The following is a 14913-nucleotide window of genomic DNA, read 5'->3' on the forward strand; positions in this document are numbered from 1 at the left end:
CTCCGTGGATTCTTGTTGTTCTTCAGCTCAGAGGCCAATGCTGGTGACAGGCGTGACGCACGGCGCTGGCGCTGCTCAACTTGAGCAGATCCTGGCTGATGCGCCGGCATTCGCTGGCGTCGAGATGACGCACGCGGTCCTTGATTTCGCCGACCTGTACCGGGCTCACCGACAATTCACTGACCCCCAGGCCGATCAACACCGGCGTGGCCAACGGATCGGACGCCAGTGCGCCGCACACGCCCACCCAACGGTTGTGCTGCGCCGCACCGGCGCAGGTCTGGGCGATCAGCCGCAGCAGTGCCGGGTGCAGCGCATCGACGCGCGCGGCGAGTCCGGCGTGGTCGCGGTCCATGGCCAGGGTGTATTGCGACAGGTCGTTGGTGCCGATGGACAGGAAGTCCGCGTGTTCGGCCAGTTGCTCGGCCAGCAGCGCGGCGGCCGGAACTTCGATCATCACACCCAGTTCCGGGCGTTGCGCCAGGCCGAGTTCACCGCACAAGGCATCGAGGCGCTGGCGGATGTGCAGCAGTTCATCGACTTCCGTGACCATCGGCAGCAGGATCCGGCAGCGTGACAACGGGCGCAGGTGCAGCAGCGCGCGCAATTGCTGGTCGAGCAGTTCAGGGCGAGCCTGGGCCAGGCGAATGCCGCGCAGGCCGAGCACCGGATTGGCCTCGGCGGGCAGTGGCAGGTAGTCCAGTTGCTTGTCGCCGCCGACGTCGATGGTGCGGATGATCACCGACTTGTCGTCCATGGCATCGAGCACCGCTTGATAGGCGTGGTGTTGTTCCTGTTCGTCCGGCGCGGTGTGGCGGTCGACGAAGAGAAACTCGGTGCGCAGCAAGCCGACGCCGTCGGCGCCATTGGCCAACGCGTCTGCCGCTTCCGTGCTGGATGCCACATTGGCGGCGACTTCGATGCGCAGGCCATCGGTGGTCAGTGCGGGGGTGTGCGCCTGGGCCTGTTGTTCGGTCCGGCGTTGTTGCTGTTGCTGTTGCAGCTGGTGCACGTCGGCCAGGCGCTGTGTGCTGGGTGTCAGTTCGAGGCGGCCGCCGTCGGCGTCCAGCACCACCGGTTGCCCCTGTTGCTGATCGAGCAGCGTCGAACCCAGCGCCACGATGCACGGCAGGCCTTTGCCCCGGGCCAGAATCGCCACGTGGGAGGTCGCGCCACCTTCGGCCATGCACAGTCCGGCGACGCCTTGCTGGCTCAGTTGCAGTAAATCGGAGGGCGTCAGTTCATGCGCTGCGACGATGGCGCCGGCCGGCACGTCGTAATGCCAGGTGTCGCCGAGCAATGCGCGCAGCACCCGTTGCTTGAGGTCGCGCAGGTCGTTGGCGCGTTCGGCCAGCAGCGTGCTGCCGGTTTGCTGGAGGACTTCGCACTGCACGTCGATGGCCTGGCTCCAGGCGTGGGTCGCGGCCGTGCCCTGGGCGACGGTTTGTATGGCGGCGTCCAGCAGGGCCGGGTCTTCCAGTAGCGCCAGGTGTGCGGCGAAGATCGCCTCTTCAGCGCTGTCCTTGTGTTTTTTTGCCAGGACCAGCGTGCGTTCGATTTCGCTGCGCACCTGGCTCAGTGCCGCGTCCAGCACTTGCTGCTGTTGCTGGGGATCATGATGACCGGCATCCACCGGCAGGCTGATCGCATTCAGGTGGAACAGCGGCCCGCCGACCAGGCCGGGCGCCGCACAGACGCCGTGCAATACACCGGCTTCGGCGGGGCGATTGCGTTGGGCAATCGTGGTCGGCGCGGCGGCATGGCTGTCTTCGGCCAGGGCTGTGGATAACGCGGTCAGCAAGGCTTGCAGCGCGGCTTCGGCGTCCGGGCCCTGGCAACTGACCTGGACTTCTGCCTGTTCGCCGATGGCCAGCCCCATCAGGCCGATCAGGCTGTCGCAGGTGGCCGACTTGCCGGCGAAATGCAGCTGCGATTTGCTTTTGAATCCTTGCGCGGTCTGACGGATCAACGCGGCCGGCCGTGCGTGCAGACCGCCACGATGGGCGATGCGGATGTGGCCGACCACTTCTTCGCCAGCAAGCTCCACGTCCGCCTGCGCGCCCACGCCCTGGCGGCGAATGATGTGTAGCAGCGGCTCGCCGACCTTTACCGACTTGAGGGTGATGGGCCGTGCCTGAAAGTCCTGGCTGTTGGTGAGGATCAGCAGGCTGACCAGGCTTTTGCACTGTTGCGCGACCTTGTCCAGGTCGTAGCGCAGCAGCGGCTGGCCATTGGAGACGCGCGCGCCTTCCTTGACCAGCATCGAAAAGCCCTGGCCTTGCAGTTCGACGGTATCAAGGCCCAGGTGCAGCAGCAGCTCCGCACCGTTGTCGGCACGCAGGGTCACCGCATGGCCGGTGCGGGCGACATGCACCACCACGCCCGCGCACGGCGCATGAAGGGTATCGTTCAACGGGTCGATGGCGATCCCGTCGCCCATGGCGCCGCTGGCAAACACCGCATCCGGGACTTTGGCGAGCGTGAGCACCGGGCCGCTGAGCGGGGCGCTGAGGGTCAGCTCTTTATTGTTGTTATGCATGGCTCGGTCTCATCAGGAAAACTTCGGTTCGGATCAACGCGCCCCCCTCTGTAGGAGCGAGCTCGCTCGCGATGGACTAAAGAACGCCGCGTTTATCCAGCAAACGCGCGTTATCGTCAACGTCCATCGCGAGCAAGCTCGCTCCTACAAGGGTGGTTAGTGTGTACGCGTCACTTTGCTCAGGTGCCGTGGCTGGTCCGGGTCCATGCCTCGGGCCACGGCCAGGCCGGCGGCCATCACGTAGAAACTCTGGATCGCGAGAATCGGGTCGAGGGCCGGGTGTTCGGCGCGGGTCAGCGTCAGGTCCCGTTCAAGCACGTCATCCGGCGCGGCCAGCAGGACAAGGGCGCCGCGTTGGCGCATGTCGGCGGCCAGGCTCAGCAAACCGGCCTGTTCGGCGCCCCGTGGGGCAAACACCAGCAGCGGGTAGTTGTCGCCAATCAAGGCCATCGGACCGTGACGGACTTCGGCGCTGCTGAAGGCTTCGGCCTGGATCGCCGAGGTCTCCTTGAACTTGAGCGCCGCTTCCTGGGCGATGGCGAAACCGGCGCCACGGCCGATCACCATCAGTCGCTGACAATCGCGCAAGGCGTCGATGGCCCGGCTCCAGTCCTGTTGCGCGGCGTCGCGCAGGCCATCGGGCAAGGCGCGGCAGGCGTCGAGCAGTTCGGTGTCTTCTTTCCAGTGGCCAATCAGCCGGGCACTGGCGCTGAGGGTGGCGATAAAGCTCTTGGTCGCGGCGACGCTGCTTTCGGTGCCGGCACACAGCGGCAGGCTGAATTCGCAGGCGGCTTCCAGGGGCGAGTCTTCGGCATTGACCAGCGAAATGCTCAAGGCGCCGCGCTTGCGCAACAGGCGCAGGCTGTTGACCAGGTCCGGGCTTTGCCCCGATTGCGAAAAGGCGAATGCCACCTGGCCGCTGACCTTCAACGGTGCCTGTTGCATGGTCACCACCGACATCGGCAGCGACGCCACCGGGATGCCCAGCAGTTGCATGGTCAGGTAGGCGAAGTAACTGGCGGCATGGTCGGAGCTGCCACGCGCCACGGTCATGGCCACTTGCGGCGGCTGACGACGCAGGCGCCCGGCGATCTCGATCATCTGCGGGTCGAGTTGCTGTAATTGGGCTTGCACGGCCTCGAACGAGGACAGCGCCTCTTCAAGCATTTTTGAAGTCAATGTCTTCTCCTTCGACCATGACGGCGGTCAGTTTCAGTGAGCGATCCAGCCGCACGCAGTCGGCCCAGGCCCCCGGTTGCAGGCGCCCGCGTTCGGTGGTGCCGAGGTAGTCGGCGGGGAATTGCGACAGGCGCTGCGAGGCTTCGGCGATGGGCAGGCCGATTTTCACCAGGTTGCGCAGAGCCTGATCCATGGTCAGGGTGCTGCCGGCCAGCGTGCCGTCGGGCAGGCGCACGCCACCGAGGCATTTGGTCACGGTGTGGCTGCCAAGTTTGTACTCGCCATCGGGCATGCCGGCGGCGGCGGTCGAGTCGGTGACGCAATACAGGCAAGGAATCGAACGCAGGGCCACGCGGATGGCGCCGGGGTGCACGTGCAGCAAATCCGGGATCAGTTCGGCGTATTTGGCGTGGGCCAGGGCAGCGCCGACGATCCCGGGCTCGCGGTGATGCAGCGGGCTCATGGCGTTGTAAAGGTGGGTGAAACTGCTGGCGCCGGCCTCCAGCGCGGCCACGCCTTCCTCATAACTGCCCAGGGTGTGGCCGATCTGCATGCGAATGCCGCGGCTGCTGAGGTCGCGGATCAAGGCATCGTGACCGGCGATTTCCGGGGCAATGGTGATCACCCGGATCGGTGCGAGCGCCAGGTACGCTTCGACTTCGGCCATCAGCGCGGTGTGGGCGAAGTTGGGTTGCGCGCCGAGTTTGCCCGGGTTGATGTAGGGGCCTTCGAGGTGTACGCCAAGCACCCGGGCGCAGCCTTGGGGCCGCTGCTCACAGAATTCGCCGACGGCCTGGAGCACGCTGGATATCTCTTCGCTCGGTGCCGTCATGGTGGTGGCCAGCAACGATGTAGTGCCGAAGCGCACGTGGGTTCGGGTGATGGTTTCGAAGGCCGGCGCGCCTTCCATGATGTCTTTGCCGCCGCCGCCGTGAACGTGCAGGTCGATGAAGCCCGGCAGCAGGTACGGCAGATCGTTGTCCGCCGGATCGCAGGGCTGGCCTTCGATCGACACGACTTTGCCGTGCTCATGGACCAGTCGGCCGCGAACCCAGCCGTGGGCGGTGAGGATGTTGTCTTCGGACATGATCGGTTCTCTGGGTGGGCGGTTTCGCGATGCAGCGTTCTAGCGGCGAAGCTCTGCGACAAAGTCGTAGTAGTCGTTACGGCAATAGGTGTCGGTGACTTCGATGGGCGTGTTGTCTTCCAGGTAGCCGACCCGGGTCATCAGCAACATGGCGGTGCCGGGGGCGATGCCCACTAGGGCTGCGAATTCGTCCGAGGCGTTGATCGCCTGGATGTGCTGCAGGGCGCGGACAACCGGTTTGCCGATGCCGTCGAGGTATTCGTAGAGGGAATCGCCCACCGCCTGCGGCTTGGGAATGATCGAGGCGGGCAGGGTGCTCATCTCGATGGCCATCACCGTGTCGTCGGCCTTGCGCAGGCGTTTGAGGCGCGCGACTTTGTCGTTGGGCGACAGGCCGAGGCGGATCAGTTCTTCGTGGGTCGGCAGGGTGATTTCCCGCTCCAGCCATTGCGATCCGGGCACGAAACCCTTGAGGCGGAGCATTTCACTGAAACCGGAAAGGCGCGACAACGGTTGTTCGAGACGCGGCGTGATGAAGGTGCCGGAGCCCTGGTTGCGGCGGATCAGGCCTTGTTCGAACAACACTTCCAGAGCCTTGCGTGCAGTGACGCGGGAGATGCCCAGCGCCTCGCTCAGATTGCGCTCCGACGGCATGGCCTGTTCGGCTTTCCACTGGCCGGCATGGATCGCCGCTTCCAGATTGCGTGCCAGTTGCAGGTACAACGGCGTGGGTTGGGTGTCGTCGGGGCGCAGGGCTGAAAGGTCGTTCATTTAATTATTGTCCGACGCGTCTGTAGGAAAGTTACTTGTTCGCTGTAGGACAAAAAACTAATACCACTTGAATACCATGTCAATGCAGCTCTCAGGCTGCAGGTGCGGTAAACCGGCCTTATGTGGCGTAGTGGAAAGAGGCTGGATTGAAGTGGTATTAGCGGTGGGAGGATTTAAAGCAAAGATCGCAGCCTTCGGCAGCTTCTACAGGGGGAAATGGTATTCACCCTGCAGGAGCTGCCGAAGGCTGGAATTTTTTTGATTTTTTTTGCGGGGGCGACCAAAGGTCGTGGGATTTACGGGCGAATCTCGATCATCGTGCCATCCGGCACCAGGTTCCAGACTTCGCGCATGTCCATGTTGCGCATGGCGATGCAGCCGTCGGTCCAGTCCAGGGTGTGGAACAGGTCTTCCGGGGTGTCTTCGCTGTCCGGGGTGCCGTGGATCATGATCATGCCGCCGGGCTCGACGCCTTCACGACGGGCGCGGGCAGAGTCGCTGATGTTCGGGTAGGAAATGTGCATCGCCAGGTTGAAACGGTCGCTGATCTTGCGCCAGTCGACCCAGTAGAAGCCTTCCGGGGTGCGCTTGTCGCCTTCCATCAGCTTCGGCCCCTTGGGACGCTTGCCCAGGGAAATGCGATAGGTTTTGAGCGGCTTGCCGTCATTGATCAATTGCAATTGATGGGAAGACTTGAGAATCAGGATTTTCTCGATGACCTTGCCGTCCAGGGTTTCCACGGCAGAAGCCTGGGACACCGTGACAAACGACAAACAGAACAGGGCAAGCAACCAGCGCATTGAAACGATTCCCTAGGAGGTGTCGCGACTATTTATGTATAGAAGTTTTTGCAGGAGCTGCCGCTGGCTCGGGCCGCATTCGGACAATCTTTCGGCGCCTCCCGGTGATGCCGAGATGACATCAGATAATGGCAGGCTGAGCAAGCGGCGGGATCGATTCAGACCGAACGGGATAGATTTCGGTCCGCCGGTCAGCGAAGAAGCATTCTAAGGTACGGCCCACCGTGCGGAAAGCCAGCTCATCCCATGGAATGTCCGCTTCGTCGAATAGTTGCACTTCCAGGCTCTCGGGGCCGGCGCAAAAGTCCAGGTCCACCAGTTCGGCACGGAAGAACACATGCACCTGGCTGATGTGCGGCACGTCGATCAGGGTATAGATGTTCAGGTTGCGCACCCGGGCGCAGGCTTCCTCGGCCGTCTCGCGAATGGCAGCCTGTTCGATGGTCTCGCCGTTCTCCATGAAACCGGCGGGCAGGGTCCAGTAACCGCGTCGCGGCTCGATGGCCCGCCGGCACAGCAATACCTGGGTGCCCCAGGTCGCCACGCAGCCGGCGACGATGTTGGGGTTCTGGTAGTGAATGGCGTGACAACTGTCGCAGACAAAGCGCAGGCGCGAATCGCCTTCGGGAATGCGCTGGGTCACCGGGTTACCGCACTGGCTGCAAAATTTCATGCTGGGGTTCCTGAATGCTGCGCCTATCTTGGCGTGCGGCAGTGCCGGTCGGCAAGTTGTCGTTTCGCGACATGGGGCGGTTGCGGGGGTTGGGCGACCGCAGCGATTGGTGCATGATGCCGGGTAAGGCACAAATCGAGAACACTCATGCTGGACGAGCTACTGCATCGGGTTAGTAACCACACTCCACGCACACTGGAGACCGATCGTCGTTTTCCCGAGGCAGCGGTGCTGGTGCCCATCACCCGCAGTGACGAGCCCGAGCTGGTGTTGACCCTGCGTGCCAGCGGCCTGTCGACCCATGGCGGCGAAGTTGCCTTCCCCGGCGGGCGCCGTGACCCCGAAGACCCCGACCTGATTTTCACCGCCCTGCGTGAAGCCGAAGAAGAGATCGGCCTGCCGCCGGGGCTGGTCGAGGTGATCGGACCGCTCAGCCCGCTGATCAGCCTGCATGGCATCAAGGTCACGCCCTATGTCGGGGTGATCCCGGATTTTGTCGAATACCGGGCCAACGACGCCGAGATCGCCGCGGTGTTCAGCGTGCCCCTGGAATTCTTCCGTAAAGACCCTCGCGAACATACCCACCGCATCGACTATCAGGGCCGCAGCTGGTACGTGCCGAGCTATCGCTATGGCGAATACAAGATCTGGGGGCTGACGGCGATCATGATCGTCGAGTTGATCAACCTGCTGTATGACGCCAAAATCAGCCTGCATCAGCCTCCCAAAAGCTTTATCAATATCTGAAGCCATCGTTCGAATGGCCTGAATCCTGGTTTTGCTGAAAAAAGCCTGCCTGAGCCTTGAGGAATACAACAATGAAATACCGCCTGGGCGACGCCCGCGTCGAAACCCATCCACAGAGCTGGGTCGCACCCAATGCCGTGCTGGTGGGCAAGGTCAAGCTGGAAGAGGGCGCCAACGTCTGGTTCAACGCCGTATTGCGCGGCGACAACGAATTGATCCTGATCGGCAAGAACAGCAACGTCCAGGACGGCACCGTGATGCACACCGACATGGGCTACCCGCTGACCATCGGTGCCGGCGTGACCATCGGCCACAACGCCATGCTCCACGGCTGCACCGTCGGCGACTACAGCCTGATCGGCATCAACGCGGTGATTCTCAATGGTGCGAAGATCGGCAGGAACTGCATCATCGGCGCCAATTCGCTGATCGGCGAAGGCAAGGAGATTCCGGACGGATCGCTGGTCATGGGCTCGCCCGGCAAAGTGGTGCGTGAGTTGACCGAGCCGCAAATCAGGATGCTGGAAGCCAGCGCTGCTCACTACGTGCATAACTCGCAGCGCTATGCCCGCGACCTGGCCGAGCAGGAAGAATGACTGCCAGCGAACGCCCGGTTGCATCACCCTGCGTGAATATTTGTGCGCTGGACGACGATGACATCTGCACCGGTTGCCAACGCACGGTGGAGGAGATTACCCGCTGGAGCCGCATGACCAACGACGAGCGCCGCACGGTGTTGGGGTTGTGTCATGAGCGGGCCAAGGCCAGTGGGTTGATCTGGATGTTGCCTTCCAAATCCGATAACTGAATTGCCCCCAGAAAGTGCTTCGCACTTTATCGCGAGCAAGCTCGCTCCCACATGGGAATGCGTTCGTCTGTGGGAGCGAGCTTGCTCGCGATGGACTCAAGAGCACCGCGGGGAACCAGACGTCCCGCGTTATCGTTAACGACCATCGCGAGCAAGCTCGCTCCCACATGGGAATGCGTTCGTCGGTGGGAGCGAGCTTGCTCGCGATGGACTCAAGAACACCACGGGGAGCCAGACGTCCCGCGTTATCGTTAACGACCATCGCGAGCGGGCTCGCTCCCACATGGGAATGCGTTCGACTGTAGGAGCGAGCCTGCTCGCGATGGACTCAAGAACACCGCGGGGAGCCAGACTTCCCGCGTTCTCGTTAACGACCATCGCGAGCAGGTTCGCTCCTACAGTATCCTGTGCGGCAAAATTACAGGTACTTCCACGCCCATGCTCTTCCTGATCGCCTACATCAGCAGCGTCGTGCTGATCAATTACGCCTTTTCCACCGCACCGCACCTGGACATCATCTGGTCGGCCTGGGGCGGGCTGGTGTTTGTGTTGCGCGACATGGTGCAAGCCCGATTCGGGCATGGCGCCCTCGCAGCGATGCTGGTGGCGTTGGTGTTGTCCTATGTCACCTCCGATCCGTCCATCGCCCTGGCCAGCGCCACGGCGTTCGCCGTTTCCGAGTGCATCGACTGGTTGGTGTTCAGCATCACCCGGCGCCCGCTGCATGATCGCCTGTGGATAAGTTCGGCCCTGAGCATTCCCCTCGATACCTTTATCTTTTTCGGCATGATCGACGCCCTGACGCCGGGCGTGATCCTCACCGCCCTGGGCTCGAAATTCGCCGGGGTCACCGCCGTATGGCTGATCATGGCCTGGCGCCTGCGCAAACAGGCTGTCGTCAGCTGAAGTTCATGTAAAATGCCGCGCTTTCTCCCCATGGGAAGCGTGCTTCCCTCGATGATCCGCTCCTTGAGGACCTTCAGATGACCCGTATCGGAACTCCATTGTCGCCGACCGCGACCCGCGTATTGATGTGTGGCTGTGGCGAGTTGGGCAAGGAAGTGGTGATCGAGCTGCAACGCCTGGGCGTTGAAGTGATTGCCGTGGACCGCTACGCGAATGCGCCGGCCATGCAGGTGGCGCACCGCAGCCACGTGATCAACATGCTCGATGGTGCTGCCCTGCGTGCCGTGATCGAAGCCGAAAAGCCGCACTTCATCGTGCCGGAAATCGAAGCCATCGCCACCGCGACCCTGGTGGAGCTGGAGGCCGAAGGCTTCACCGTTATCCCGACTGCCCGCGCTGCGCAGCTGACCATGAACCGTGAAGGCATCCGTCGCCTGGCCGCTGAAGAGCTGGACCTGCCAACCTCGCCGTACCACTTCGCCGACACCTTCGAGGATTACAGCAAAGCCGTTGAAGACCTCGGGTTCCCGTGCGTGGTCAAGCCGGTCATGAGTTCTTCGGGCAAGGGCCAGAGCCTGCTGCGTAGCGTCGATGACGTGCAGAAGGCTTGGGACTACGCCCAGGAAGGTGGTCGTGCCGGTAAAGGTCGGGTGATCATCGAAGGCTTCATCGATTTCGACTACGAAATCACCCTGCTGACCGTGCGCCACGTCGGCGGCACCACCTTCTGCGCGCCGGTCGGTCACCGTCAGGAGAAGGGCGACTACCAGGAATCCTGGCAGCCGCAAGCCATGAGCCCGGTTGCCCTGGCTGAGTCCGAGCGTGTCGCCAAAGCCGTGACCGAGGCCTTGGGCGGCCGTGGCCTGTTCGGTGTCGAGCTGTTCATCAAGGGTGATCAGGTGTGGTTCAGCGAAGTCTCGCCGCGCCCGCATGACACCGGCCTGGTTACGCTGATTTCCCAGGACCTGTCGCAGTTCGCCTTGCACGCGCGGGCCATTCTCGGTCTGCCGATCCCGTTGATCCGTCAGTTCGGGCCTTCGGCCTCGGCGGTGATCCTGGTGGAAGGGCAGTCGACCCAGACCGCTTTCGCCAACCTGGGCGCTGCGTTGAGCGAGCCGGATACCGCGCTGCGCCTGTTCGGCAAGCCTGAAGTCAACGGCCAGCGCCGCATGGGCGTGGCCCTGGCGCGCGACGAATCGATCGAAGCCGCCCGCGCCAAGGCGACCCGTGCTTCGCAGGCGGTTGTTGTCGAGCTGTAAAAACAGCTGCGGCGGGCCTATACCTTCTAAAGGCTCGCCTACTGATCCTTGTAGGAGCGAGCTTGCTCGCGATGGACTAGAGGGCGACGCGTTCAATCAGAAAGTACGCGTTATCGTTAACGACCATCGCGAGCAAGCTCGCTCCCACAGGTAATTCGCGTCCGATCTTTTATCAGCGCTCCAGGCCTGTACCCCATGAATTCCCAAAGCATCATCGTCCCGAAAATCTCCACCCTGCCGGTACACGAACCCCGGGCCCGGGCCGTTGTGCGCTGGCTGGTGCGCAAGAACATCATCCAGGAAGAACTGACCACGTGCGGCCGCACCGGCAATCGCATGGGCCATGCGATCGCCGAGGGTGCCCGTGAGGTGGTCCTGCACCCGGACGCGCTGCCGTTCGGCGAGCCGGTCAACGGTCTGGAGATCATCACCAAGCGCTGCATCTATACGCCGGCCAAGGGTTTTCTTGGCGAAGCGGGCTGCGCCGAGTGCCGCAAGGAAGTGGGTGAAGCCCTGTTCGAAAGCCTGGAAGACTGGATGCCGGGGCGTACCGACAACTTCACCTGTCCCGAATGCGGGCATGAAGACGACATCAACGGCTTCCTGTTCCTGCAGGAATGCGGCTTCTCCAATCTCGGTTTCATCTTCAACAACTGGGCCGAAGCCGGGTTCAAACAGAGCTTTATCGATGAATTCGCCGATTGGCTGGATCAGCCGGTCAGTTGGGTGAAAGTCGAACTCTGATGACCTTGTAGGAGCGAGCCTGCTCGCGATGGTCGTGAACGATGACGCGTGCTGTCTGAAAACAAGCGTTGCCTGCAAGCTCATCGCGAGCAGGCTCGCTCCTACAAAAAAAGCAGCAATCCCGCCTTTTAATCCCCGTATGTCAGTAATGCCAATAATAGACAGAGTTTTACATTGAACCCGAAGGGGTGTCTGACTATAATGGCGCGCTTCCATTTTCCCGCTCGGGAGCCCCCGCGATGCTGCGTATCAGCCAAGAAGCTCTGACATTCGACGACATTCTCCTAGTGCCCGGTTATTCCGAGGTGCTTCCTAACGAAGTCAGTCTCAAGACCCGCCTTACCCGTGGCATCGAGCTGAATATTCCACTGGTTTCCGCTGCCATGGACACCGTCACTGAAGCCCGTCTGGCAATCGCCATGGCTCAGGAAGGTGGTATCGGTATCATCCACAAGAACATGACCATCGAGCAGCAAGCTGCCGAAGTCCGCAAGGTCAAGCGTTACGAAGCTGGTGTGGTCAAAGACCCGATCACCATCGTCGCCGACGCCACCGTGCGCGAGTTGTTCGAATTGACCCGCATGCACAACATCTCCGGCGTTCCGGTGCTGCACAATGGCGACCTGGTCGGCATTGTCACCTCCCGTGACGTGCGTTTCGAGAACCGTCTGGAAGCCACTGTCCGTGAAGTGATGACGCCTAAAGAGCGTCTGGTCACGGTCAAGGAAGGCGCCGACAAGAACGATGTACGTGAACTGCTGCACAAGCACCGCATCGAACGCGTGCTGATCGTCGACGACAAATTCGCCCTCAAGGGCATGATGACCGTCAACGACATCGAAAAAGCCAAGGCTTACCCGCTGGCCAGCAAGGACGATCAAGGTCGTCTGCGCGTGGGTGCTGCAGTCGGTACCGGTAAAGACACCGGTGATCGCGTTGCCGCACTGGTCGCCGCCGGCGTTGACGTGGTGGTGGTCGACACCGCTCACGGTCACTCCAAGGGCGTGATCGACCGCGTTCGCTGGGTCAAGCAGAACTTCCCTGAAGTGCAGGTCATCGGCGGCAACATCGCCACCGGCGCCGCCGCCAAGGCCCTGGCCGAAGCTGGCGCCGACGCAGTCAAGGTCGGTATCGGCCCTGGCTCGATCTGCACCACCCGTATCGTCGCCGGTGTCGGCGTGCCGCAAATCAGCGCCATCGCCAACGTCGCCGCTGCCCTTGAAGGCACAGGCGTACCGTTGATCGCCGACGGCGGCATCCGTTTCTCCGGTGACCTGTCCAAGGCCATCGTGGCCGGTGCTTCCTGCGTGATGATGGGCTCGATGTTCGCCGGTACCGAAGAAGCGCCGGGCGAGATCGAACTGTTCCAGGGCCGTTCGTACAAGGCTTATCGCGGCATGGGTTCGCTGGGCGCCATGTCCCAGGCCCAAGGCTCCTCCGACCGTTACTTCCAGGACTCCTCGGCAGGCGCCGAGAAGCTGGTTCCGGAAGGCATCGAAGGGCGTGTTCCGTACAAGGGCACCCTGAGCGCGATCATCCACCAGTTGATGGGCGGCCTGCGCTCCTCGATGGGCTACACCGGCAGTGCCGACATCGAAGAGATGCGCACCAAGCCTGAGTTCGTGCGGATCACCGGCGCCGGCATGGCCGAATCCCACGTTCACGACGTGCAGATCACCAAGGAAGCGCCAAACTACCGCGTAGGTTGAGCCTTCAAGCAACAAGCTAAGCAACCGGGGCTGTTTTATTCAGCCCCGAGTTGTTTCTGAATCACCACTGTTTCCGAATTTTTTAGACGAGACTGAATCATGGCCCTCGACATTCACGCTCACCGCATCCTGATCCTCGACTTCGGTTCCCAGTACACCCAGCTGATCGCCCGCCGCGTGCGTGAAATCGGCGTGTACTGCGAGCTGCACCCGTTCGATATGGACGAAGATGCGATCCGCGAATTCGCTCCTAAAGGCGTCATTCTCGCCGGCGGCCCAGAGTCGGTTCACGAAGCCAACAGCCCTCGCTGCCCGCAAGCCGTTTTCGACCTGGGCGTGCCGGTCTTCGGTATCTGCTACGGCATGCAGACCATGGCCGAGCAACTGGGCGGCAAGGTTGAAGGTTCCGAGCTGCGTGAGTTCGGCTATGCCCGCGTTGATGTAGTCGGCAAGAGCCGCCTGCTCGACGGCATCGAAGACCACATCGACGCTGACGGCCTGTTCGGCCTCGACGTGTGGATGAGCCACGGTGACAAGGTCACCCGCATGCCGGAAGACTTCCACATCCTGGCCAGCACTCCGAGCTGCCCGATCGCCGGCATGTTCAGCGACGAGCGTCGTTACTATGGCGTGCAGTTCCACCCGGAAGTGACCCACACCAAGCAGGGCGGTCGCATCCTGTCGCGCTTCATCCTCGACATCTGCGAGTGTGAAGCCCTGTGGACTCCGTCGAAAATCGCTGAAGACGCCATCGCCCAGGTTCGCGCCCAAGTCGGCACCGACAACGTCCTGCTCGGCCTGTCCGGCGGTGTGGACTCGTCCGTGGTTGCCGCGCTGCTGCACAAAGCCATCGGCGACCAACTGACCTGCGTGTTCGTCGACAACGGCCTGCTGCGCCTGCACGAAGGCGAGCAAGTGATGGCCATGTTCGCCGAGAACATGGGCGTCAAGGTGATCCGCGCCAACGCCGAAGAGCAGTTCCTCGGTAACCTGGCCGGTGAAGCCGACCCGGAGAAGAAGCGCAAGATCATCGGCCGTACCTTCATCGACGTGTTCGATGCCGAATCCTGCAAGCTGGACAACATCAAGTACCTGGCCCAGGGCACCATCTATCCGGACGTGATCGAGTCGGCTGGCGCGAAAAGCGGCAAGGCCCACGTGATCAAGTCGCACCACAACGTGGGCGGCCTGCCGGAAGAAATGAACCTCAAGCTGGTTGAACCCCTGCGCGAGCTGTTCAAGGACGAGGTCCGTCGTCTGGGCCTGGAACTGGGCCTGCCGTACGACATGGTCTACCGTCATCCGTTCCCGGGCCCGGGCCTGGGCGTGCGCATCCTCGGTGAAGTGAAGAAGGAATACGCCGACCTGCTGCGTCGCGCCGACCACATCTTCATCGAAGAACTGCGCAAGGCCGACTGGTACCACAAGGTCAGCCAGGCGTTCGTAGTGTTCCAGCCGGTGAAATCGGTTGGCGTGGTGGGTGATGGCCGTCGTTACGCCTGGGTCGTGGCCCTGCGTGCCGTGGAAACCATCGACTTCATGACCGCGCGTTGGGCACACCTGCCTTACGAACTGCTGGAAACCGTTTCCGGCCGCATCATCAATGAAATCGAAGGTATCTCCCGCGTCACCTACGACGTGTCGAGCAAGCCGCCAGCGACCATTGAGTGGGAATGATCGTATGAGCCTGT

General features: G+C 62.2%; 14 protein-coding genes. 8 read left to right on the forward strand and 6 right to left on the reverse strand.

Annotated features, from left to right (window positions below; translation table 11 throughout):
* Window positions 1-22: 22 nt before the first annotated feature.
* The 6 genes from ptsP to KW840_RS09040 form a co-directional block, all read right to left on the reverse strand.
* Entirely contained in the window at window positions 23-2539 is a 2517-nt protein-coding gene (gene ptsP, locus KW840_RS09015; protein ID WP_218494993.1) for a phosphoenolpyruvate--protein phosphotransferase, read from the reverse strand.
* Window positions 2540-2695: 156 nt separating this feature from the next.
* On the reverse strand, window positions 2696-3718 hold the full coding sequence (locus KW840_RS09020; RefSeq protein WP_150813636.1) for an SIS domain-containing protein: 1023 nt from the start codon (window positions 3716-3718) through the stop codon (window positions 2696-2698).
* A complete protein-coding gene (nagA, locus tag KW840_RS09025; protein WP_218494994.1) occupies window positions 3699-4805 on the reverse strand; it encodes an N-acetylglucosamine-6-phosphate deacetylase in 1107 nt (368 codons plus the stop codon). The genes KW840_RS09020 and nagA overlap by 20 nt, the downstream gene beginning before the upstream one ends.
* Window positions 4806-4844: 39 nt before the next feature.
* On the reverse strand, window positions 4845-5576 hold the full coding sequence (locus KW840_RS09030) for a GntR family transcriptional regulator (protein ID WP_057716273.1): 732 nt from the start codon (window positions 5574-5576) through the stop codon (window positions 4845-4847).
* 296 nt (window positions 5577-5872) lie between these two features.
* Window positions 5873-6376 (reverse strand): murein L,D-transpeptidase family protein, encoded by a 504-nt coding sequence (locus KW840_RS09035; RefSeq protein WP_007982819.1) that lies wholly within the window; start codon window positions 6374-6376, stop codon window positions 5873-5875.
* 121 nt (window positions 6377-6497) lie between these two features.
* Window positions 6498-7049, reverse strand: coding sequence for an NUDIX hydrolase (locus tag KW840_RS09040; protein WP_057716272.1), 552 nt, complete (start codon window positions 7047-7049; stop codon window positions 6498-6500).
* A gap of 147 nt (window positions 7050-7196) precedes the next feature.
* Between KW840_RS09040 and KW840_RS09045 the strand changes: the two genes are divergently transcribed.
* The 8 genes from KW840_RS09045 (at window position 7197) to guaA (ending at window position 14899) form a co-directional block, all read left to right on the forward strand.
* Window positions 7197-7796, forward strand: a complete 600-nt coding sequence (locus tag KW840_RS09045; RefSeq protein WP_150813638.1) for a CoA pyrophosphatase — start codon at window positions 7197-7199, stop codon at window positions 7794-7796.
* Between the two features lie 71 nt (window positions 7797-7867).
* A complete protein-coding gene (locus KW840_RS09050) occupies window positions 7868-8392 on the forward strand; it encodes a gamma carbonic anhydrase family protein (protein ID WP_218494995.1) in 525 nt (174 codons plus the stop codon).
* On the forward strand, window positions 8389-8604 hold the full coding sequence (locus KW840_RS09055) for a DUF1289 domain-containing protein (protein WP_090453267.1): 216 nt from the start codon (window positions 8389-8391) through the stop codon (window positions 8602-8604). The genes KW840_RS09050 and KW840_RS09055 overlap by 4 nt, the downstream gene beginning before the upstream one ends.
* 438 nt (window positions 8605-9042) lie before the next feature.
* The gene (locus KW840_RS09060) at window positions 9043-9510 is read left to right on the forward strand and encodes a VUT family protein (RefSeq protein ID WP_057716267.1); all 468 of its coding nucleotides are present in this window, start codon (window positions 9043-9045) and stop codon (window positions 9508-9510) included.
* A gap of 77 nt (window positions 9511-9587) precedes the next feature.
* Entirely contained in the window at window positions 9588-10769 is a 1182-nt protein-coding gene (gene purT / locus KW840_RS09065; protein ID WP_046040988.1) for a formate-dependent phosphoribosylglycinamide formyltransferase, read from the forward strand.
* Between the two features lie 195 nt (window positions 10770-10964).
* Window positions 10965-11513: a sugar ABC transporter ATPase gene (locus KW840_RS09070; protein WP_154861742.1), complete on the forward strand. Its 549-nt coding sequence runs from the start codon at window positions 10965-10967 to the stop codon at window positions 11511-11513.
* Window positions 11514-11752: 239 nt separating this feature from the next.
* The gene (gene guaB / locus KW840_RS09075) at window positions 11753-13222 is read left to right on the forward strand and encodes an IMP dehydrogenase (RefSeq protein WP_008053208.1); all 1470 of its coding nucleotides are present in this window, start codon (window positions 11753-11755) and stop codon (window positions 13220-13222) included.
* 99 nt (window positions 13223-13321) lie between these two features.
* On the forward strand, window positions 13322-14899 hold the full coding sequence (guaA, locus tag KW840_RS09080; protein WP_008053207.1) for a glutamine-hydrolyzing GMP synthase: 1578 nt from the start codon (window positions 13322-13324) through the stop codon (window positions 14897-14899).
* The last annotated feature ends 14 nt before the right edge of the window (window positions 14900-14913 follow it).

This window comes from Pseudomonas sp. PDM30 (assembly GCF_019218985.1).
Classification (GTDB): domain Bacteria; phylum Pseudomonadota; class Gammaproteobacteria; order Pseudomonadales; family Pseudomonadaceae; genus Aquipseudomonas; species Aquipseudomonas jessenii.